This window comes from Streptomyces sp. YJ-C3, assembly GCF_053891275.1.
On sequence record NZ_CM132685.1, the window covers coordinates 510,144 to 529,098 of the forward strand.

An 18,955-nucleotide genomic window follows, 5' to 3' on the forward strand; every position below is an offset into this window, starting at 1 on the left:
GATGATCCGACCGCGATCGCATCTCACTTTCACGGAAGGTGAGTTGAGCGTCGCGGGCGGTGACGGAAAACGGTCAGCGGGCGTCGTCCGGGAGCAGCCGGGCGAGAGTGCGCACGGCCCGGTACTGAAGGGTTTTGATCGCCCCCTCGTTCTTGCCCATCACGCGAGCGGTCTCGGCGACGGACAGTCCCTGCAGGAAGCGCAGCGTGACGCACTCCTGCTGCTGCGGGTTCAGCCTGCGCACGGCGTCGAGCAGGGCCGCGTTCGACAGGGACTCCAGGACCGAGTCCTCGGGGGAACGCTCCACCTCGTTCGCGTCGAGCATTTCGCCGGTGGTCACTTCGAGGCGGAAACGGCTCGACTTGAAGTGGTCGGCGACCAGGTTGCGCGCGATCGTGACCAGCCAGGCGCCGAAGTCGCGGCCCTGCCAGGTGAACGTGCCGATGCGGCGCAGGGCGCGCAGGAACGTCTCGCTGGTGAGGTCCTCGGCCGTGGCCTTTCCGCCGACGCGGTAATAGATGTACCGGTACACGGTGTCGCTGTACTGGTCGTAGAGGCGCCCGAAGGCATCGGCCTCGCCGGCCTGGGCACGCTCGACCAGGTCCATCATGCGGGCGCTGTCACTGTCCGCTGCGGGACGGCGGGCAGTGGACGTACCGGCGGCTCCGGAACGTGCGCGTCTGCCGACGGTGGCGGCGCCGCTCTCGGCCATGGCGAAGCAGGCACCGGCGGATCCGGTCGCGGCGGGCGCGGCGACGGCGAGGGCGGGGACGGCGTACGCGGTGGGGACGAAGCCGCGCAAGCGGTCTACGACCGTTGCGCGCAGCGTAGCCAGGCCCGAGGCGTCAACCCCGACGTGTTGAAACACGGGACTCCCAGAGGCAGAGCTTCCATCACGTGCAGTGCGGGACCGTTCACCCGTCGTACTGACGCGTGGGTACCGGAATGCGTCTGAGGAGAATAACGCTTCGTGCAGGGAGCGCTACACCCAGTTGCTCAAATCATCGATTCCGTCACTTCTGTAGCTGATCGACGATGGTTCAAGTACCTGAGAGTGACCACTTGTTGATCGGATTAGGTCATCTTCCGGCTGCGGCGGTGACGCGTTGTGGCCGAGTGGTATCAACGGGACTGGCAGGAGCCGGGGGTGGGTAACACCCCTGGATCGCCGGGCGGGACGCGGTCAGCGACGCCGCCTGTGCAGGGCGATCGCCGCGGCCGTGCCGCCCGCCACGGCGCCCACGCCGGCCGCCGCCGGGATGCCGACCTTCGCGGCCTTGCGGCCGGTGCGGTAGTCACGCAGGCGCCAGTCCCGCTCCCGTGCGTACTTGCGCAGTTTCGCGTCGGGGTTGATCGCGTACGGGTGCCCGACGAGCGAGAGCATCGGGATGTCGTTGTGGGAGTCGCTGTACGCGGCGCAGCGGCCGAGCTCCAGGCCCTCCGCGGACGCCAGCGCCCGGACCGCCTCCGCCTTCGCCGGCCCGTGCAGCGGTTCGCCGACGAGCTTGCCCGTATATACGCCGCCGATGGACTCGGCGACCGTACCGAGGGCGCCGGTCAGGCCGAGGCGGCGGGCGATGACCGTGGCGATCTCCACCGGCGCGGCCGTGACCAGCCAGACCTTCTGGCCCGCGTCCAGGTGGGCCTGGGCGAGGGCGCGGGTGCCCGGCCAGATCCGCTCCGCCATGTACTCGTCGTAGATCTCCTCGCCGATCGACATCAGCTCGGAGACGCGGTGGCCCTTGACGATGGACAGGGCGCTGTCGCGGGCGTCCTGCATGTGCTCGGGGTCCTCGACCCCGGCGATCCGGAACCACGCCTGCTGCCAGGCGAACCGGGTCAGCTCGCGGCGCTGGAAGAACTTCCGCTTGTACAGGCCGCGGCCGAAGTGGAAGATCGCGGCGCCCTGCATCACGGTGTTGTCCAGGTCGAAGAAGGCGGCGGCCTTGTCGTCGCCGACGACCGGGAAGTCCGGTTCGGCGTCGTCGACGGGCGGTGCCTGATCCTCCAGTTCCTGGGAGGACTTGCGGGCGGCCTCGGCCGAGGCCTCGCCTGCCAGCACGCTGCGCGCGGTGGCGGAGCGCCTACGGGGTGTGAGCCATCCAATTCCAAGCGGCACGAAGTGCCTCCTACCGAGGTGGTGGTCGGGAGACGGGCGGGCCATGCGGCGAGCATAGCCAGTCTGTTCGGTGGTTCCGGAGTCGAGCGGATTTCGGGAAGCTGTCGTCCGGTGAAATCCCGGCGTCGTACGAGGTTCGGAGGCGGGGCCAGAATGGCCGGTATGAGTCCTATTTTTCGCCGAGGCGAGAAGAAGAAGCCACAGGAGCGCGTCGTCACGCTGATCGGGAAGCCGGGGTGTCATCTGTGCGATGACGCACAGGCGGTGATCGAGAAGGTGTGCGCCGAGGTCGGCGCGTCCTGGGAGAAGAAGGACATCAATGAGGACGAGGAGCTGTACCGCAAGTACTGGGAGCAGATCCCGGTCGTTCTCGTCGACGGAGCACAGCACGACTTCTGGCGGGTGAAGGAGGAACGACTGCGGCGTGCACTCACGCAGTAGCGGTGTGCACACAGGAGCCCCTCGCGGTCACACACGTCACTGACCGACGAGTCCAAATCGCGCCCGAAGTCGCTTAGGATCGGGGGCGGTTTTGGTCTCGGGGGCGTGGATCGTAAGGAGTGTGTGCGGTTTTGCCCCCCACAGGTGAGCAACGAAGCTGCCTGCGCGCCGGTTCCACCGCAGCGCGCCGGGGGCGCGTGACCCCGGTCACGTTGGCCGGGCAAATCGGACACCATCTTTGTGCACGCGTTCACAAAGACATAGCCTGCATTCGACGGGGCGGTCCAGTAACGCAGAGCCGCCCGCAGCCCCGCTCTACCCGCAGGAGCACCGTGGCAACTGGCCGAACTCACCGACCGGCGACCCGCAGCCGAGGAATTCCCGAGGCCACCGTCGCCCGTCTCCCGCTGTACCTCCGAGCCCTCACCGCTCTGTCGGAGCGCTCGGTGCCCACGGTCTCCTCCGAGGAGCTCGCGGCCGCGGCGGGGGTCAACTCCGCGAAGCTGCGCAAGGACTTCTCGTACCTCGGTTCGTACGGGACCCGGGGCGTCGGCTACGACGTCGAGTACCTCGTCTACCAGATCTCGCGCGAGCTGGGTCTCACGCAGGACTGGCCGATCGTCATGGTCGGTATCGGTAACCTCGGTGCGGCGCTGGCCAATTACGGCGGGTTCGCCTCCCGCGGCTTCCGAGTCGCTGCCCTCATCGACGCCGACCCGGCGATGGCCGGAAAGTCCGTCGCGGGCATGACCGTGCAGCACGCCGACGACCTCGAGAAGATCATCGACGACAACGGCGTCTCCATCGGCGTCATCGCGACCCCGGCCGGTGCCGCGCAGCAGGTCTGCGACCGGCTCGTCGCCGCCGGTGTCACCTCCATCCTGAACTTCGCGCCGACCGTGCTGTCCGTCCCGGACGGCGTCGACGTGCGCAAGGTCGACCTCTCCATCGAGCTGCAGATCCTCGCCTTCCACGAGCAGCGCAAGGCCGGCGAGGGCGCGGTCGACGCGGCCGAGGGCGCCGTGGGCGTCGAGGGGCCCGCCGCCAAGGTCACCAAGCCTTCCGAGCGCGACCGCAAGGGACCCGACGGGGACGTGCCCGCCGTGATGCCAGCATGAGCCTCCTCGTCGTAGGGCTGAGTCACCGCAGCGCTCCGGTCAGCGTCCTGGAGCGGGCCGCGCTGCACCCGGACGCCCAGGCCAAGCTGCTGCTGGACGCGCTCGCCGCCGAGCCGGCCGCCGAGGCCGCCCTGCTCGCGACCTGCAACCGCATCGAGCTGTACGCGGACGTGGACAAGTTCCACGCCGGTGTCGCCGAGCTGTCGACGCTGCTCGCCCAGCACAGTGGCGTCGGACTCGACGAGCTCACTCCTTATCTCTATGTGCACTACGAGGACCGGGCGGTGCACCACCTGTTCTCGGTGGCGTGCGGGCTCGACTCGATGGTGGTCGGCGAGGGCCAGATCCTCGGCCAGATCAAGGACACGCTCGCCCGGGCGCAGGAGCTGCACTCCGCGGGCAAGCTGCTCAACGACCTCTTCCAGCAGGCGCTGCGGGTCGGCAAGCGGGCGCACTCGGAGACCGGGATCGACCGGGCCGGTCAGTCCCTGGTCACCTTCGGTCTGGAACAGCTCGCCGTCGGACAGCCGGTGGCCGAGTGGGCGCAGGGCAAGCGGGCGCTCGTCATCGGCGCGGGATCGATGTCGTCGCTGGCCGCGGCGACGCTGTCGCGGGCCGGGGTGGCCGAGGTCGTCGTCGCCAACCGGACGCTGGAGCGCGCCGAGCGTCTCGTGGAGATCCTGGGCGAGGCCGGTACCGCGGCCCGCGCCGTCGCCATGGACGCCGTGGCGGACGAACTGACACGTGCCGACGTGGCCGTCTCCTGCACCGGCGCGACCGGACTCGTCCTGACCGCCGACGCGGTGCGCGCGGCCGTCGCCGGACGCACGCCGACCGCCGGCGGTGACGTGCCTGCCGCCTCGGCTCCCGTCGCGGGCAAGCCCGTTGCCGACAGCTGCCCTGTCGACGCGGTGCGCGGCGGGTTCTCCGTCGAGGGCGAGGCCGCCGTCGCCGGATTCGACGCGGCCGCCCTGGAACAGCACGGCGCCTGGGTCGACAACGCTCCCGGTGAGCGCGTCCGCCCCGCCGAGCTGTCCGAGGCCGAGGCCATCGCCGCGCTGGCCGTCGCGGGCCGGGTGCCCGAGATGCGCCGCGAGCGCGTTCCCGAGCCCGTCCGTCCCGTGGCGCTCGCGCTCCTCGACCTGGCGATGCCGCGCGACATCGACGCGGCCGCGCACCGGATCGACGGGATCCGCCTCGTCGACATCGAGTCCCTCGCCGACGCCTCCGCCGACGCCCCGATGGCCGCCGACGTGGGCCAGGTGCGGGCGATCGTGGCCGAGGAGGTCGCCGCGTTCGGCGCCGCCCAGCGGGCCGCGCACATCACGCCGACCGTCGTCGCGCTGCGCGCGATGGCCGCGGACGTGGTGGCGGGCGAGATCGCCCGCCTCGACGGCCGGCTGCCCGGCCTCGACGAGCGGCAGCGCGCGGAGATCACCCAGACCGTGCGGCGCGTGGTGGACAAACTGCTGCACGCGCCGACCGTACGGGTCAAGCAGTTGGCGGCCGAGCCCGGCGGTGCCGGGTACGCGGACGCGCTGCGGACCCTGTTCGACCTGGACCAGGAGACGGTGGCGTCCGTCTCCCGGGCCACCCCCCAAGACCGTGAAGACGCGGTAGGCAAGAATCGAGGCCCGGCATGACCGCCGCCGACAAAGCACTGAGGCTGGGGACCCGGCGCAGCAAGCTGGCCATGTCCCAGTCCGGGCATGTCGCCGAAGCCGTACGCCAGTTGACCGGCCGTGAGGTCGAGCTGGTGGAGATCACCACGTACGGGGACACGTCCCGTGAGCACCTGGCGCAGATCGGCGGGACCGGTGTCTTCGTGACCGCCCTGCGTGACGCGCTGGTACGCGGCGAGGTCGACTTCGCCGTGCACTCCCTCAAGGACCTGCCGACCGCGCAGCCCGAGGACCTCGCGCTGGCCGCCGTGCCGCTGCGCGAGGACCCGCGGGACGTGCTGATCGCGCGTGACGGCCTGAAGTTCACCGAGCTGCCCGCGGGCGCCCGGGTGGGCACCGGTTCGCCGCGCCGCATGGCCCAGCTCAACGCGTACGCGCTGAGCCACGGCATGCGCATCGAGACCGTGCCGATCCGCGGGAACATCGACACCCGCATCGGCTACGTCGAGAAGGGGGAGCTGGACGCCGTGGTTCTCGCGGCGGCCGGACTCAGCCGCATCGGCCGCACCGAGGAGGTCACCGACTTCCTCGCGACCGACATCATCCTGCCCGCCCCCGGTCAGGGGGCACTGGCAGTCGAGTGCACCGCTACCAATGGTGAACTCGTCGCCGCGCTCGCCGAGTTGGACGACCCGCTCACCCGGGCCGCCGTGACCGCCGAGCGAGCCCTGCTCGCCGCCCTGGAGGCCGGCTGCAGCGCACCTGTGGGTGCGCTGGCCGACCTGCTGGCCGACGGGCAGATTGTCAAGGAAATGCGCCTGCGCGGCGTCGTCGGCACCACCGACGGCACCGAGCTGGTGCAGCTGTCCACCACCGGTCCCGTGCCCTCGTCCGAGGACGAGGCGCTGGCTCTCGGGCGGGAACTCGCCGCCGAGATGCTGGCCAAGGGTGCGGCCGGTCTGATGGGGGAGCGAGCACATTGAGCCCCACCACCGCTGAATCGACCGCCTGCGCACTGGGGCACGTCACCTTCCTGGGTGCCGGTCCCGGTGACCCAGGACTGCTGACACTACGGGCCGTGGAGGCCCTGACCCGAGCGGATGTGCTGATCGCCGAGCCCGAAGTGCTCGACGTGGTACGGACGCACGCCAGGGCGGGCGTGACCGTGCTCGACGCGGACGCGTCGGGGCGTACGGGGGCCGCTGACGAGGCGTCAACTGCCGTCGCGGTCCCGGCTCTGAGGGACTGGGCCAATCTTGTCATGGAGGCCGCGCGGGGCGGCAAGCGGGTCGTGCGTGCGGTCACCGGAGACCCCGGACTCGACACGTACGCGGCCGAGGAGATGCTCGCCTGCGCCTCCGAGGGCATCGACTTCGAGGTCGTCCCCGGCGTCGCCGCGGCCGTGGGCGTGCCCGCGTACGCCGGTGTCCCGCTGCGGGACGCGCAGGGCGCGGACGTCCGCTTCGTCGACGCCCGCACCGCCTCCGAGCGCTGCTGGACCGAGGTCGGCGCGTCCGACGGCACGGTCGTCGTGTCCACGACGCTGGACTCGGTGGCCGCGGCCGCGGGTGAGCTGGTCGCGGCCGGCCGCAAGCCGGACACCCCGCTGTCCGTGACCGTCGCCGGTACGACGACGCGCCAGAAGACCTGGACGGCGACGCTCGGCACGATCGCGCAGACGCTGAAGCAGGCCAAGGTGCTGCCGTCGCCGGAGGGCAACCGTCCGGTGATAGCCGTGGTCGGTGAGCGTTCCGCCGCCGCCCAGCGCGACCAGCTGTCGTGGTTCGAGTCCAAGCCGCTGTTCGGCTGGAAGGTGCTCGTGCCGCGGACGAAGGAGCAGGCGGCGTCGCTCTCCGACCAGCTCAGGTCGTACGGCGCGGTGCCGCACGAGGTTCCGACGATCGCCGTCGAGCCGCCGCGCACCCCGCAGCAGATGGAGCGCGCGGTCAAGGGTCTGGTCACGGGCCGCTACGAGTGGATCGCCTTCACCTCGGTGAACGCGGTCAAGGCCGTGCGCGAGAAGTTCGAGGAGTACGGGCTCGACGCCCGGGCCTTCGCCGGGATCAAGGTCGCCGCGGTCGGCGAGCAGACGGCGAACGCGCTGATCGCCTTCGGTGTGAAGCCGGACCTGGTGCCCAGCGGGGAGCAGTCGGCCGCCGGTCTCCTGGAGGACTGGCCGCCGTACGACCCGGTCTTCGACCCGATCGACCGTGTCTTCCTGCCCAGAGCCGACATCGCCACGGAGACCCTGGTCGCCGGGCTCATCGAGCTGGGCTGGGAGGTCGACGACGTCACGGCGTACCGGACGGTGCGCGCCTCGCCGCCGCCGGCCGAGACGCGTGAGGCGATCAAGGGCGGCGGTTTCGACGCCGTGCTCTTCACGTCCTCGTCGACGGTGCGCAACCTGGTCGGTATCGCGGGCAAGCCGCACAACGTGACGGTCATCGCCTGTATCGGTCCGGCCACGGCGAAGACCGCCGAGGAGCACGGGCTGCGGGTCGACGTGATGGCTCCGGAGCCGTCGGTGCACAAGCTGGCCGCGGCGCTGGCCGACTTCGGCGCGCGGCGCCGTGACGCGGCCGTCGAGGCCGGTGATCCGGTGACCCGGCCGAGCGAGCGGCGCCCCGGGGCGCGGCGTCGTCGGGCCGCGCCGTAGGGCAGAGTTGAGGGGCGGGTGCCCGGCTTCGGCCGGATGCCCGCCCCGCTTCATTTTCATAGGTACGTGTAGGTACGAGGTGACAGTCCAGTGACTCGGTACGGCTCCTTCCCCGGTTCGCGGCCCCGGCGGCTGCGGACGACTCCCGCCATGCGGCGCATGGTCGCCGAGACGCGGCTGCATCCGGCCGACCTGATCCTGCCCGCGTTCGTGCGCGAGGGGATCGACAGCCCGGTGGAGATCGGCTCGATGCCGGGCGTGTTCCAGCACACCCGTGACTCCCTGAAGAAGGCGGCGGTCGAGGCCGTCGAGGCGGGCGTCTCCGGGATCATGCTGTTCGGCGTGCCGCTGGACGAGAAGAAGGACGGGGCCGGGACGGTGGGCACCGACCCCGACGGGATCCTCCAGGTGGCGCTGCGCGACGTGCGCGCCGAGGTCGGCGACGACCTGATCGTCATGTCCGACCTGTGCCTCGACGAGTTCACCGATCACGGGCACTGCGGCGTCCTGGACGAGCAGGGCCGGGTCGACAACGACGCGACGCTCGAGCGGTACGCCGAGATGGCGCAGGCGCAGGCGGACGCGGGCGCCCATGTGGTGGGCCCCAGCGGCATGATGGACGGTCAGATCGGCGTCGTCCGCGACGCGTTGGACCAGATCGGGCGCGAGGACGTGGCCGTGCTCGCGTACACGGCCAAGTACTCGTCCGCCTTCTACGGCCCGTTCCGCGAGGCCGTCGGCTCGTCGCTGCGGGGGGACCGCAAGACGTACCAGCAGGACCCGGCGAACGCGCGGGAGTCCCTGCGGGAGCTGGCGCTCGACCTCGAAGAGGGCGCCGACATGGTGATGGTGAAGCCGGCCGGTCCCTACCTCGACATTCTGGCGAAGGTCGCGGACGCGGTGGACGTGCCGGTCGCCGCGTACCAGATCAGCGGTGAGTACGCGATGATCGAGGCGGCGGCGCAGCGCGGCTGGATCGAGCGGGACCGGGCGATCATGGAGGCGCTGACCGGGATCAAGCGGGCCGGCGCCAACATGATCCTCACGTACTGGGCCACCGAGGTGGCGCGGCAGCTGTAGTTCGGCGGGGTCCGCTGGGCGAGAATGCCCGGCATGACGATCAGCGCGCTGGCCCTCAACCGGGCGACTCTGGCACGGCAGTTGTTGTTGGAGCGCTCGGCGGGCGGCGTGGAGGATGCGGTACGGCGGGTTGTCGCGCTTCAGGCGCAGCAGCCCGCTTCGCCGTACGTGGCCCTGTGGAACCGGGTGGCGGGGTTCGGGCCGGACGATCTGGACGCGGTCGTGGGCGGCTTCCGGGTGGTGAAGTCGACGCTGATGCGGATCACGCTGCACGCGGTGCACGTCGACGACTACCGGTCCTTCCGGGCGGCGGTGGAGCCGACGGTGCGGGGTGCACGGCTGCGGGATCCGCGGTTCCGGGCGTCGGGGCTGACGGAGGCGGATGCGGCAGCGCTGTTGCCGGAGTTGCTGTCGCTGGCCGAACAGCCATGTGGTGCAGCTGAGTTGGGGGAGTGGCTGGCCGGACGGGCCGGGGTGGACGGGGCGCTGGCGCGTCCGGCGTGGCGGATGCTGCGGCAGTGGGCGCCGCTCTGGCACGCGCCGGTGGCGGGGGTCCCGTGGGCGTTCCCGGCGGGCGGCCGGCAGGCGTTCGTGGCGGCGGACGGCCGGTGCCGCCCCGACCTGGGGGACCCGGCTGAGGCGGCGGCGGGGCTCCGGGTGCTGATCCGCCGCTATCTGGCGGGGTTCGGTCCCGCCTCGGTGGCGGACATGGCGCAGTTCGGGCTCGTGCAGAAGGGGCGGGTGCGGGACGCGCTTCGTGAACTGGGCTCGGAGGTCGAGGAGTTGGCGGGGCCGGGCGGTGAGGTGCTGTACGACGTGCCCGGGGCGCCCCGGCCCGGCGCGGAGGTGCCGGCGCCGCCGCGGCTGATGGCGATGTGGGACAGCGTGCTCCTCGCGTACGCCGACCGGGGCCGGGTCCTGCCGCCCGAGTACCGCAAGCACGTGACCCGGGTGAACGGGGATGTGCTGCCGACGCTGCTGGTCGACGGGTACGTGGCCGGGGTGTGGCGGGTGACACCGGACGGCGAGGGCATCGAGGCGGGGGCGTTCCGGCCGCTGCCGGAGGGGGCGTGGGAGGAGTTGGCGGGGGAGGCGCGGGGGTTGCTGTGGATGTTGGGGGAGCGGGACGTGGCGGCGTATCGGCGCTATGACCACTGGTGGGTGAAGGGGGTGCCGGTGGTGGAGGCGCGGGTGCTGGCCTGAGCGGTCTGTGGGCCGCGGTCAGCCGGGGGTGCGGTGGTGCACGACGTGCGGGGCGCCCCTGATGCTGGTGACCGTCAGCTCGTGACAGCCCTGCGGATCTTGCGTACGAGGCGGACGAGGCCCCAGATGACGGCACCTCCGAGACCGAGCAGAAACAGGATCGCCTGCCACAGGGGCATCTTCTGCTTCCCGGTCGTGCCGGTGGACGAGTTCTGCCGGCCGTAGTGGGACGAGTAGCCGCCGCCCCGAGACGTCTTGCTGCCGCTGCTGCCGCCGGTGCTCTTGCCGATGCCGGTGCCGAGGCTGTTGGCGGCTCGTTGTGACGACTGCGCGGTGTACGAGACGGAGCCGGCCGTCGGCGCGGCCTGGGCCGTTGCGGGCGCCGCTCCGAACAGGACACAGGTCAGGACGAGTGCGGCAGCCAGGCGCATGAGGGATCCCCGTGGTGGTGCGTCGGATGGAGAGAGACCGCGCCGGGGCGCGGCGTTGCACCCTAGGGCATGAACGGGTGTGGCCGAAACCGCCACCCGTCCCTCTCGCCGTGCCCGCTCGGTCCGCACCCTGGACCGGACATACGTCGGCCGCGGCGGCTCCCCCTCCGCGCCGCCGCGGCCGATGTCCCCCGTCAGGAGTGGTTCATGCGGTCTCGCCGGACGCATGGTTGTCGAGGGGCTTGAGGTCGGCGCCGGACGCGTGGTTGTCCAGGGGCTTGAGGTCGCCGCCGGACGCGTGGTTGTCCAGCGTCGTGAGGGTCTCCTCCTCGACGTCGGACGCGTGGTTGTCCTGCGGCTTTATGTCGCCGACTACCTTCTTGGCGTCGCTCATGACCATCAACTCCCGTGATTCGGCTGGTGCGTACGGTGGAACGAGGCGCCCGCCCTGCAACTCCCCCGAGGGTCGCAGGACGGGCGCCTCGAGGCCGTTCACCTTAATGGCGTGGCCTCTCGCACAATCCGTCTGCCCCCCGACGCGACGGATCGGTAGGAGTAAGAGTGCCGAGCGGCGATAAACGAACGATGAACGCGGCGAACCGACAGGTCACGCCGCGACGGGCGCCAGCAGCCGGCGCACCTCGGCGGCCTCGCTCGAACCCAGTTGTTCGTAGATGGCGAGGGCGTCCTGCCAGCAGGCTCGCGCGCGGTCCGTCTGTCCCATGCTGTCCAGCGCCTTGCCGAGAACGGTGAGCACCGTACCGCGCCGCCACTCACCGCCGATTCCGCGCAGGGCGATGGCCTGCTCCGCGTGGCCGGCGGCGAGGGTCGGCCTGCGTGCCGCGAGGTGCACCTCCGCGATACGGAAATGCGTCACGCCCTCCCACAGGGGCTGACGGTTGTCGTGGAACAACACCAGCGCCTCGGTCAGCTGGTCCAGTGCCTCCGGGAGCCGACGCGCCTGCGTGAGGGCGATGCCCAGCGCGTAGCGTCCGTTCGCCAGGCGCAGCGTCAGGCCCATCCGGTCGTAGATGTCGATGCCCTGCTGCGCCAGCTCGATCGCACTGGCGGTGTGGCCCATCGCCACGTGGATACGGGAGAGGTTGCACAGGGCGCTCGCCTCGCCCACGTCGTTCCCGTCGGCCCGGAAGTTGCTGATCGCCTGCTGCAGATACTGCTCGCCGTCGGCGTGCCGATTCTGGTAGATGGCGATGATCCCGCGGTCGTTGGGAGCCCAGCAGCTGGGCAGCGGGTCGTTCGCCTCGGCCGCGAGTTCCATGGCGAGCCGTGCTTCCGCGTCGGCCTCCTCGAACCGGCCCGCCACGAGGTGGGTGTTGGTCAGCGTGGTGCGCGCCCGGCCCTCGGCCCGCGCGTCACCCCGTTCGTGCGCGGCGACGCGGACCGTCTGCGCCGCGAGCTCGTACGACCGGGAGTTGGCACCGGACTCGGCGAGATCCTTGGCCGCCCACAGCAGGTCCACCGACCGCCTCAGCCGACTGCCGTCCACCGACTGCCGCACACACGCGATGAGGCAGTTCGCCTCCGAGTAGAGCCAGTCCTGGGCATCACGGGAACCAGTGAACGTGAGGCCCGCATGGGCGGTCGGCTCGAGGTGGTCCACCAGCCGGTCACCCGGCCGCTCGATCGCATAGACCCGCGTCGCCGTGGCCAGATAGAAGTCCAGCAGCCGCGACATCGCCGCCTCCCGCTCCGCCGGCGGCAGTTCGTCCCGCTCCGCGCACGCACGCGCGTAGAGCCGGACCAGGTCGTGGTAGCGGTACCGGCCCGGTGCCGCCGATTCGACCAGTGAGGTGTCGACCAGGGACTCCAGCAGGTCCTCGGTCTCCTCGACGCCGAGGTCCAGTACGGCCGCGGCCGCCGCCAGGGAGATGTCGGGGCCGTCGGCCAGGCCCAGCAGGCGGAACGCGCGGGCCTGGGCGGGCTCCAGCTGGCCGTAGCCCAGTTCGAAGGTGGCCTTCACCGCGAGGTCGCCGGCCTGGAGTTCGTCGAGGCGGCGGCGCTCGTCCGCGAGCTTCGCCGCGAGGACCGAGACCGTCCAGGTGCGGCGGGCCGCCAGGCGGGACGCCGCGATGCGGATCGCCAGAGGGAGGAAGCCGCACGCCGCCACCACGTCCAGCGCCGCCTCCCGCTCCGCCGCGACCCGCTCCTCGCCCACGATGCGGGTGAAGAGCAGGAGCGCCTCCTCGGGAGACATCACGTCCAGGTCCACCAGGTGCGCGCCCGCCAGGTCGACCATCCGGACACGGCCCGTGATCAGCGCCGCGCAGCCCTCCGTGCCGGGGAGCAGGGGGCGGACCTGCGCGGCGTCGCGGGCGTTGTCCAGCAGGACCAGGACGCGGCGGCCGTCCAGCGTCGAGCGGTACAGCGCCGCCCGCTCCTCCAGGGAGTCCGGGATCGCCGAGTCGGCCGTGCCCAGCGCCCGCAGGAACGAGCCGAGGACCGTCTCCGGTTCCGCCGCCCGCGCGCCCGCGCCCTGCAGATCCACGTACAACTGGCCGTCGGGGAAGGCGGACCGGGACGCGTGGGCCACGTGGACCGCCAGCGTCGTCTTGCCCACGCCGCCGATCCCGGCGACCGCCGAGACCGCCATCACCGAGCCCGTTCCGGTCTCGGAGGAGGCCGAGGCGAGTACGTCGCTCAGTTCCGTGACGAAGGAGGCTCTGCCGGTGAAGTCCGGCACGGTCGCCGGGAGCTGGGCGGGGCGGACCGGGGCCGGGGCCGGTTCGGCCGCCGGGGCCGAGGGCTCGGCCAGCGCCGGGTCCGCCTGGAGGATGCGGCGCTGGAGCTCGGCGAGTCCCGGGCGCGGGTCCACGCCCAGCTCGTCGGCGAGCAGGCGGCGGGTGTCCGCGTAGACCGCAAGGGCCTCCGCCTGGCGGCCGGAGCGGTACAGCGCCAGCATCAGGAGCTCGCGCAGGCGCTCGCGGAGGGGGTGGGCCGCGGTGAGTGCCGTGAGCTCCGAGACCGCCTCCGCGTGGCAGCCCTGTTCCAGGTCCATGTCCAGGCGGGCCTCCAGGAGTTGCAGGCGCCACTCCTCCAGGCGGGCGCGCTGCGTCTCCGCGTACGGGCCGGGGACGTTCGCCAGCGGTTCGCCGTCCCACAGGCCCAGGGCCTTGGTCACCAGGGCCCGCGCCAGGCACAGGTCGGCGGAGTGCCGGGCCTTCTCCGCGTCCGCCCAGAGCTCCTCCGCCGCGGTCAGGTCCAGCGCGTCCCGGCGGGCCAGCCGCAGCGCGTAACCGCCGGACTCGCTGACCAGGACGCCGGGGGCCAGCACCTTCCGCAGCCGTGACGCGTACGTGCGGATCGCCGCCAGGGCCTGCTGCGGGGACTCCTCGCCCCAGACCGCGTCGATCAGCTCGCCCGCCGTGGCCGTGCGGCCCTCGCGGAGCAGCAGCGCCGCGAGGAGCGCCCGCTGCTGCGGGGAACCCGTCGCCAGCGGTTCGCCGCCGCGCCAGGCCCGCACCGGGCCGAGCACGCTGAAGCGCAGGTCGGAGGCGTGGTCCGGATCCGGGACGCCGGTGTCCCCGGGCATGCCGGACTGCCGCTGCTCCGGTACCCGCGGTCCGCCGTCCATCGTCGCTGCCCCCCTGCCGCCGCACCAGCACCAGTCCGTCACGTTCGAAGTGTTGCGTCGTCGTCCAGTCGGCGCGCCGTGGTGCGTGTGCGCCGACGAGGGCAACCCCGCCAGTTTGCCTTGTTCATGGCGGATACGTCAGCCGTGGGAGACAGCCATCACAGAGACCTCACGTGTACGAACCTCAACTCCTACTAGCTGACGGGTCGTCAGATCGGCGCTACCGTGAGCCCATGGAGACCACGGAGACCGGAAACACTCAAAACGCCCTGGAATCTACCGACTTCCCGCGGATCATTTCCGTCGACGACCACACCGTGGAGCCGCCGACCGTCTGGTCCGACCGGCTCCCGAAGAAGTACCTCGACGCCGGGCCCCGCATCGTCCGCGCCCCCCTGAAGGAAATGACCTTCCTGGGCGGCAAGTTCGCCCCCGTCATGGGGCAGCCCGGTGACGACGGCCCGATCGGCGACTGGTGGGTCTACGAGGACCTGCACCGGCCGCTCACCCGGCTCGACACCGCCGTCGGCTACGACCGGGACGAGATCAAGCTGGAGGTCATCACCTACGAGCAGATGCGGAAGGGGTCCTACGACGTCCCCGCCCGCCTCGCCGACATGGACGTCAACCACGTCCAGTCCGCCCTCTGCTTCCCCACTTTCCCGCGCTTTTGCGGACAGACCTTCACCGAGGCCCCGGACCGGGAGCTGGGGCTCCTCGGTGTACGCGCCTACAACGACTGGATGGTGGAGGAGTGGTGCGGCCCGCAGGCGCAGGGGCGGCTCATACCGCTGACCCTCGTCCCCCTCTGGGACGCCGAGCTCGCCGCCGCCGAGGTGCGCCGTAATGCCGCGCGCGGGGTGCGGGCCGTCGCGTTCTCCGAGATCCCGCCGCACCTCGGGCTGCCCAGCATCCACGGTGACGACTGGGACCCGTTCCTCGCCGCCTGCGACGAGACCGGCACCGTCATCGCCATGCACATCGGGTCCAGCAGCAAGATGCCGTCCACGTCGGCCGACGCGCCGCCCGCGGTCGGGTCCACCATCACCTTCGCCAACTGCTGTTTCTCGATGGTGGACTGGCTGATGAGCGGGAAGTTCGAGCGGTTCCCGAACCTGAAGATCATGTACGCCGAGGGCCAGATCGGCTGGATCCCCTACATCCTCGAACGCGCCGACGTGGTGTGGGAGGAGAACCGCGGCTGGGGCGGCGTCGCCGACAAGGTCAGGAAGCCGCCGAGCGAGTACTTCACCGAGCACGTCTTCGGCTGCTTCTTCGACGACGCCTTCGGCCTCAGGAACCTCGACTCCATCGGCGTCGGCAACGTCCTGTACGAGACCGACTACCCGCACTCCGACTCCACGTGGCCGAAGTCGAAGGAGGTCGGTGAGGCGCAGATGGGGCACCTGGACGCGGACGTCGTCGACCGGATCGTGCGGGGGAACGCGATCGAGCTGCTCGGGCTCACGGCCGACGGGCTGTGGCGGCCGTAGGCGCCCGGGGCGCTCGTCCGTGCGCGCCCGTGTCCGTGCGGGAGCGGCGTCCGCCGGCGCCGCCCCCGGTGACCCGGACCGCGACCGGGCGCCGCTGACCGCCGGGATTCCGGCCCCCGGCACGGACCCCCGCCGATGCGTCCGCAGTCGTGCACCACCCTTGTCTGACGGTCCGTCAGGTACGAGGATGGCCCCAGTCCATAATTGACGGTCCGTCAGGTAGGGGTCAGGGTATGACGCGGCTCGCGTACGGGATACAGCTCCCGATCCAGTCCCAGAGCACCATCTACGCCGAACCCTGGGAGGCCGGCGCGGGGGCCGAGGACCTCGCCGAGATCGCCCGTGCCGCCGACCGGGGCGGCTTCGACTACATCGCCTGCTGTGATCACGTGGCCATCCCGCGACGGCTCGCCGAGGCCATGTCGACGACCTGGTACGACCCGGTCGCCACCCTCGCGTTCCTGGCCGGGGTCACCGAACGGGCGCGGCTGCTCAGCCACGTCGCCATCGTCGGGCTGCGGCATCCGCTGCTGTCCGCCAAGCAGTACGCCACGCTGGACCACCTGAGCGGCGGGCGGCTGATCCTCGGGGTCGGGGCCGGGCACGTGGAGGAGGAGTTCGAGATCCTCGGGGTGGATTTCGCCCGGCGCGGGGCCGTGCTCGACGAGAGCGTCGACGCGCTGAAGGCCGCCCTCGGGCCCGAGGAGTTCCCCTCCTTCAAGGGGGAGCTGTTCGCCTTCGAGGGGCTCGGGCAGTTGCCCAGGCCCGCTCAGGCGCGGGTGCCCGTGTGGGTCGGCGGGTCCTCGGCACCCGCCGTGCGGCGGGCCGCGCTCAAGGGGGACGGCTGGCTGCCGCAGGGCGACCCGCGGGACCGGCTGCCGGAGAAGATCGCGACGCTGAAGCGGCTGCGCGCCGAGGCGGGGATCGAGGCGCCCCTCACCATCGGCGCCATCACCGAGCCGCTGTACGTGGGCGCGCCGTCCTGGGACGTCGGGCGGCGCACCGTCTCCGGTGAGCCGGCCGCCGTCGCCGAGTCGCTGCGCGCGTACGCCGCCATGGGCGTCCACCAGATCCAGGTCCGCTTCCGCAGCCGCGGCCGGGCCGAGCTCGTCGACCAGATCGCGGCCTTCGCCGCCGATGTCGCACCCCAACTCACCTGAGGAGCAAGGACCATGGGAAAGCTCGACGGGCGTGTCGTCCTCGTCACGGGGGCCGCGCGCGGCCAGGGGGAGCAGGAAGCGCGGCTGTTCGCCGCCGAGGGGGCGCGGGTCGTCGTGGCCGATGTGCTCGACGACCAGGGAGAGGCCGTCGCCAAGGAGATCGGGAACGCCGCGTACGTGCATCTCGACGTCAGCAAGGAGGCGGACTGGACGGCCGCCGTCGCCGCCGCCAAGGCCGCCTTCGGGAAGGTCGACGGGCTCGTCAACAACGCGGGGATCCTGCGCTTCAACGAGCTGGTCTCCACGCCCCTGGAGGAGTTCCAGCAGATCGTGAACGTGAACCAGGTGGGCGCGTTCCTCGGCATCAAGTCCGTGGCCCCGGAGATCGCCGCCGCCGGGGGCGGGACCATCGTCAACACGTCCTCCTTCACGGGGCTCACGGGGATGGCGTACGTCGGCGCGTACGCCGCGAGCAAGCACGCCATCGTCGGGCTGACGCGGGTCGCCGCCCTGGAGCTGGCGGCCAAGGGGATCCGGGTCAACGCGATCTGCCCCGGCTCCATCGACACGGCCATGAGCAACCCCGCCCAGCTCGACCCGGAGGCGGACGCGCAGGCGGGCTCGGAGGCCCTCGACGAGCTGTACCGCAAGCTCGTGCCGCTGGGCCGGGTCGGCAAGGCGGAGGAGGTCGCGCGGCTCGCGCTCTTCCTCTCCGCCGAAGAGGACTCGGCGTACATCACCGGGCAGCCGTTCGTGATCGACGGGGGCTGGCTGGCCGGGGTCTCGGTGCTCTGACCCGCTGCCTGACGCTGCGTCAGGTATTGACGCTCCAGGCGTGCGGTGGAACAGTCGGTCCATCCAATCTGACGATCCGTCAGAAACTGACGAGGACGGTGAACCTCCTTGGAATTCGGGCTCTTTGTACAGGGATATGTGGGCAAGCAGGCGCTGACGGACCCGACGGCCGAGCACCGCGCGCTCATGAACGAGACCGAGTACGTCATCCAGGCGGACAAGTCCGGCTTCAAGTACGCCTGGGCGTCCGAGCACCACTTCCTGGAGGAGTACTCGCATCTGTCGGCCAACGATGTGTACCTCGGGTATCTCGCGCACGCGACCGAGCGCATCCACCTCGGGTCGGGCATCTTCAACCCGCTCGCCCAGGTCAACCACCCGGTCAAGGTCGCCGAGAAGGTCGCCATGCTCGACCACCTCAGCGAGGGGCGGTTCGAGTTCGGCAGCGGGCGCGGGGCCGGCTCGCACGAGATCCTCGGGTTCATCCCTGGTGTGACGGACATGAACTACACCAAGGAGATCTGGGAAGAGACCATCGCCGAGTTCCCGAAGATGTGGCTCCAGGACGAGTACGTCGGGTTCCAGGGCAAGCACTGGTCGCTGCCGCCGCGCAAGATCTTCCCCAAGCCGTACGGGAAGTCCCACCCGGCCATGTGGTACGCCGCCGGGTCGCCGCCCTCGTACGCGATGGCCGCCCGCAAGGGCCTCGGGGTGCTCGGGTTCTCCGTGCAGAAGGTCTCCGACATGGAGTGGGTCCTGGAGCAGTACAAGACCGCCATCCAGGACGCGGAGCCCATCGGCGACTTCGTCAACGACAACGTCATGGTGACGTCGACGGCGATCTGCGCCGAGACGCACGACAAGGCCGTCGAGATCGCCGTGAACGGCGGGCTCAACTACCTGCAGTCGCTGGTGTTCCGCTACCACGACACCTTCCCACGACCCGAGGGCATCCCCGAGTGGCCGGAGATCCTGCCGGAGTACAGCGCCGAGATCATCGAACTCCTCATCGCCGAGGAGCTGATGATCTGCGGTGACCCGGACGAGGTGCTCCAGCAGTGCAAGCGGTGGGAGCAGGCGGGTGCCGACCAGCTGTCGTTCGGGCTGCCGATCGGGATCTCGCACGACGACACGCTGAACTCGATCCGGCTGATCGGGGAGCACGTCATTCCGAAGATCGACACGGATCCGGTCCACCGGACGACGCGGTTCAGGTCGTCCGGGGCCTGATTCGTCCTGCGCTGC

16 protein-coding genes are annotated in these 18,955 nt (G+C 71.2%); 11 read left to right on the forward strand and 5 right to left on the reverse strand.

All coding sequences use genetic code 11. From position 1 onward, the window contains the following. Positions 1–73: 73 nt before the first annotated feature. Both ACVHNB_RS02285 and ACVHNB_RS02290 read right to left on the reverse strand, forming a co-directional pair. Positions 74–868 carry an ECF subfamily RNA polymerase sigma factor, BldN family gene (locus ACVHNB_RS02285; protein WP_428953136.1) on the reverse strand — a complete coding sequence of 265 codons (795 nt, stop codon included), beginning with the start codon at positions 866–868 and terminating at the stop codon, positions 74–76. A 315-nt stretch (positions 869–1,183) separates the two neighbouring features. After that, positions 1,184–2,164 (reverse strand): HAD family hydrolase, encoded by a 981-nt coding sequence (locus ACVHNB_RS02290; RefSeq protein WP_428953135.1) that lies wholly within the window; start codon positions 2,162–2,164, stop codon positions 1,184–1,186. A 117-nt stretch (positions 2,165–2,281) separates the two neighbouring features. Between ACVHNB_RS02290 and ACVHNB_RS02295 the strand changes: the two genes are divergently transcribed. The 7 genes from ACVHNB_RS02295 (at position 2,282) to ACVHNB_RS02325 (ending at position 10,239) form a co-directional block, all read left to right on the forward strand. Then, positions 2,282–2,560 (forward strand): glutaredoxin family protein, encoded by a 279-nt coding sequence (locus tag ACVHNB_RS02295; protein WP_428953134.1) that lies wholly within the window; start codon positions 2,282–2,284, stop codon positions 2,558–2,560. Between the two features lie 332 nt (positions 2,561–2,892). Beyond that, entirely contained in the window at positions 2,893–3,678 is a 786-nt protein-coding gene (locus tag ACVHNB_RS02300) for a redox-sensing transcriptional repressor Rex (RefSeq protein ID WP_428953133.1), read from the forward strand. Continuing rightward, positions 3,675–5,321 carry a glutamyl-tRNA reductase gene (locus ACVHNB_RS02305; RefSeq protein ID WP_456227301.1) on the forward strand — a complete coding sequence of 549 codons (1,647 nt, stop codon included), beginning with the start codon at positions 3,675–3,677 and terminating at the stop codon, positions 5,319–5,321. The genes ACVHNB_RS02300 and ACVHNB_RS02305 overlap by 4 nt, the downstream gene beginning before the upstream one ends. Next, positions 5,318–6,283 carry a hydroxymethylbilane synthase gene (gene hemC, locus ACVHNB_RS02310; protein ID WP_428953131.1) on the forward strand — a complete coding sequence of 322 codons (966 nt, stop codon included), beginning with the start codon at positions 5,318–5,320 and terminating at the stop codon, positions 6,281–6,283. The genes ACVHNB_RS02305 and hemC overlap by 4 nt, the downstream gene beginning before the upstream one ends. Continuing rightward, positions 6,280–7,956 carry a bifunctional uroporphyrinogen-III C-methyltransferase/uroporphyrinogen-III synthase gene (locus ACVHNB_RS02315; RefSeq protein ID WP_428953130.1) on the forward strand — a complete coding sequence of 559 codons (1,677 nt, stop codon included), beginning with the start codon at positions 6,280–6,282 and terminating at the stop codon, positions 7,954–7,956. The genes hemC and ACVHNB_RS02315 overlap by 4 nt, the downstream gene beginning before the upstream one ends. 90 nt (positions 7,957–8,046) lie before the next feature. After that, on the forward strand, positions 8,047–9,036 hold the full coding sequence (gene hemB, locus ACVHNB_RS02320; protein ID WP_456227302.1) for a porphobilinogen synthase: 990 nt from the start codon (positions 8,047–8,049) through the stop codon (positions 9,034–9,036). Positions 9,037–9,069: 33 nt separating this feature from the next. After that, a complete protein-coding gene (locus ACVHNB_RS02325; RefSeq protein ID WP_456227303.1) occupies positions 9,070–10,239 on the forward strand; it encodes a winged helix DNA-binding domain-containing protein in 1,170 nt (389 codons plus the stop codon). Between the two features lie 74 nt (positions 10,240–10,313). On the opposite strand, the gene ACVHNB_RS02330 is transcribed toward ACVHNB_RS02325, so the two are convergent. The 3 genes from ACVHNB_RS02330 to ACVHNB_RS02340 form a co-directional block, all read right to left on the reverse strand. Next, positions 10,314–10,670, reverse strand: coding sequence for a hypothetical protein (locus ACVHNB_RS02330; protein ID WP_428953127.1), 357 nt, complete (start codon positions 10,668–10,670; stop codon positions 10,314–10,316). A 205-nt stretch (positions 10,671–10,875) separates the two neighbouring features. Further along, the gene (locus ACVHNB_RS02335) at positions 10,876–11,064 is read right to left on the reverse strand and encodes a hypothetical protein (protein WP_428953126.1); all 189 of its coding nucleotides are present in this window, start codon (positions 11,062–11,064) and stop codon (positions 10,876–10,878) included. A 213-nt stretch (positions 11,065–11,277) separates the two neighbouring features. Beyond that, the gene (locus ACVHNB_RS02340; protein WP_428953125.1) at positions 11,278–14,262 is read right to left on the reverse strand and encodes an AfsR/SARP family transcriptional regulator; all 2,985 of its coding nucleotides are present in this window, start codon (positions 14,260–14,262) and stop codon (positions 11,278–11,280) included. Positions 14,263–14,495: 233 nt separating this feature from the next. On the opposite strand from ACVHNB_RS02340, the gene ACVHNB_RS02345 reads away from it, so the two are divergent. From ACVHNB_RS02345 to ACVHNB_RS02360, 4 genes are all read left to right on the forward strand, one after another. Further along, positions 14,496–15,755: an amidohydrolase family protein gene (locus tag ACVHNB_RS02345; RefSeq protein WP_428953124.1), complete on the forward strand. Its 1,260-nt coding sequence runs from the start codon at positions 14,496–14,498 to the stop codon at positions 15,753–15,755. A gap of 233 nt (positions 15,756–15,988) precedes the next feature. Continuing rightward, positions 15,989–16,915 carry an LLM class F420-dependent oxidoreductase gene (locus ACVHNB_RS02350; protein WP_428953123.1) on the forward strand — a complete coding sequence of 309 codons (927 nt, stop codon included), beginning with the start codon at positions 15,989–15,991 and terminating at the stop codon, positions 16,913–16,915. Positions 16,916–16,927: 12 nt separating this feature from the next. Beyond that, a complete protein-coding gene (locus ACVHNB_RS02355) occupies positions 16,928–17,710 on the forward strand; it encodes an SDR family NAD(P)-dependent oxidoreductase (protein WP_456227304.1) in 783 nt (260 codons plus the stop codon). A gap of 108 nt (positions 17,711–17,818) precedes the next feature. Next, positions 17,819–18,940: an LLM class flavin-dependent oxidoreductase gene (locus ACVHNB_RS02360; RefSeq protein WP_428953121.1), complete on the forward strand. Its 1,122-nt coding sequence runs from the start codon at positions 17,819–17,821 to the stop codon at positions 18,938–18,940. Positions 18,941–18,955: the final 15 nt, after the last annotated feature.

Coding starts and splice junctions, on each gene's coding strand:
- ACVHNB_RS02290 (WP_428953135.1), bottom strand. CDS start 2,164: ATGGCCCGCCCGTCTCCCGACCACCACCTCGGTAGGAGGCACTTCGTG.
- ACVHNB_RS02295 (WP_428953134.1), top strand. CDS start 2,282: ATGAGTCCTATTTTTCGCCGAGGCGAGAAGAAGAAGCCACAGGAGCGC.
- ACVHNB_RS02305 (WP_456227301.1), top strand. CDS start 3,675: ATGAGCCTCCTCGTCGTAGGGCTGAGTCACCGCAGCGCTCCGGTCAGC.
- hemC (WP_428953131.1), top strand. CDS start 5,318: ATGACCGCCGCCGACAAAGCACTGAGGCTGGGGACCCGGCGCAGCAAG.
- ACVHNB_RS02325 (WP_456227303.1), top strand. CDS start 9,070: ATGACGATCAGCGCGCTGGCCCTCAACCGGGCGACTCTGGCACGGCAG.
- ACVHNB_RS02330 (WP_428953127.1), bottom strand. CDS start 10,670: ATGCGCCTGGCTGCCGCACTCGTCCTGACCTGTGTCCTGTTCGGAGCG.
- ACVHNB_RS02335 (WP_428953126.1), bottom strand. CDS start 11,064: ATGAGCGACGCCAAGAAGGTAGTCGGCGACATAAAGCCGCAGGACAAC.
- ACVHNB_RS02340 (WP_428953125.1), bottom strand. CDS start 14,262: ATGGACGGCGGACCGCGGGTACCGGAGCAGCGGCAGTCCGGCATGCCC.
- ACVHNB_RS02345 (WP_428953124.1), top strand. CDS start 14,496: ATGGAGACCACGGAGACCGGAAACACTCAAAACGCCCTGGAATCTACC.
- ACVHNB_RS02350 (WP_428953123.1), top strand. CDS start 15,989: ATGACGCGGCTCGCGTACGGGATACAGCTCCCGATCCAGTCCCAGAGC.
- ACVHNB_RS02355 (WP_456227304.1), top strand. CDS start 16,928: ATGGGAAAGCTCGACGGGCGTGTCGTCCTCGTCACGGGGGCCGCGCGC.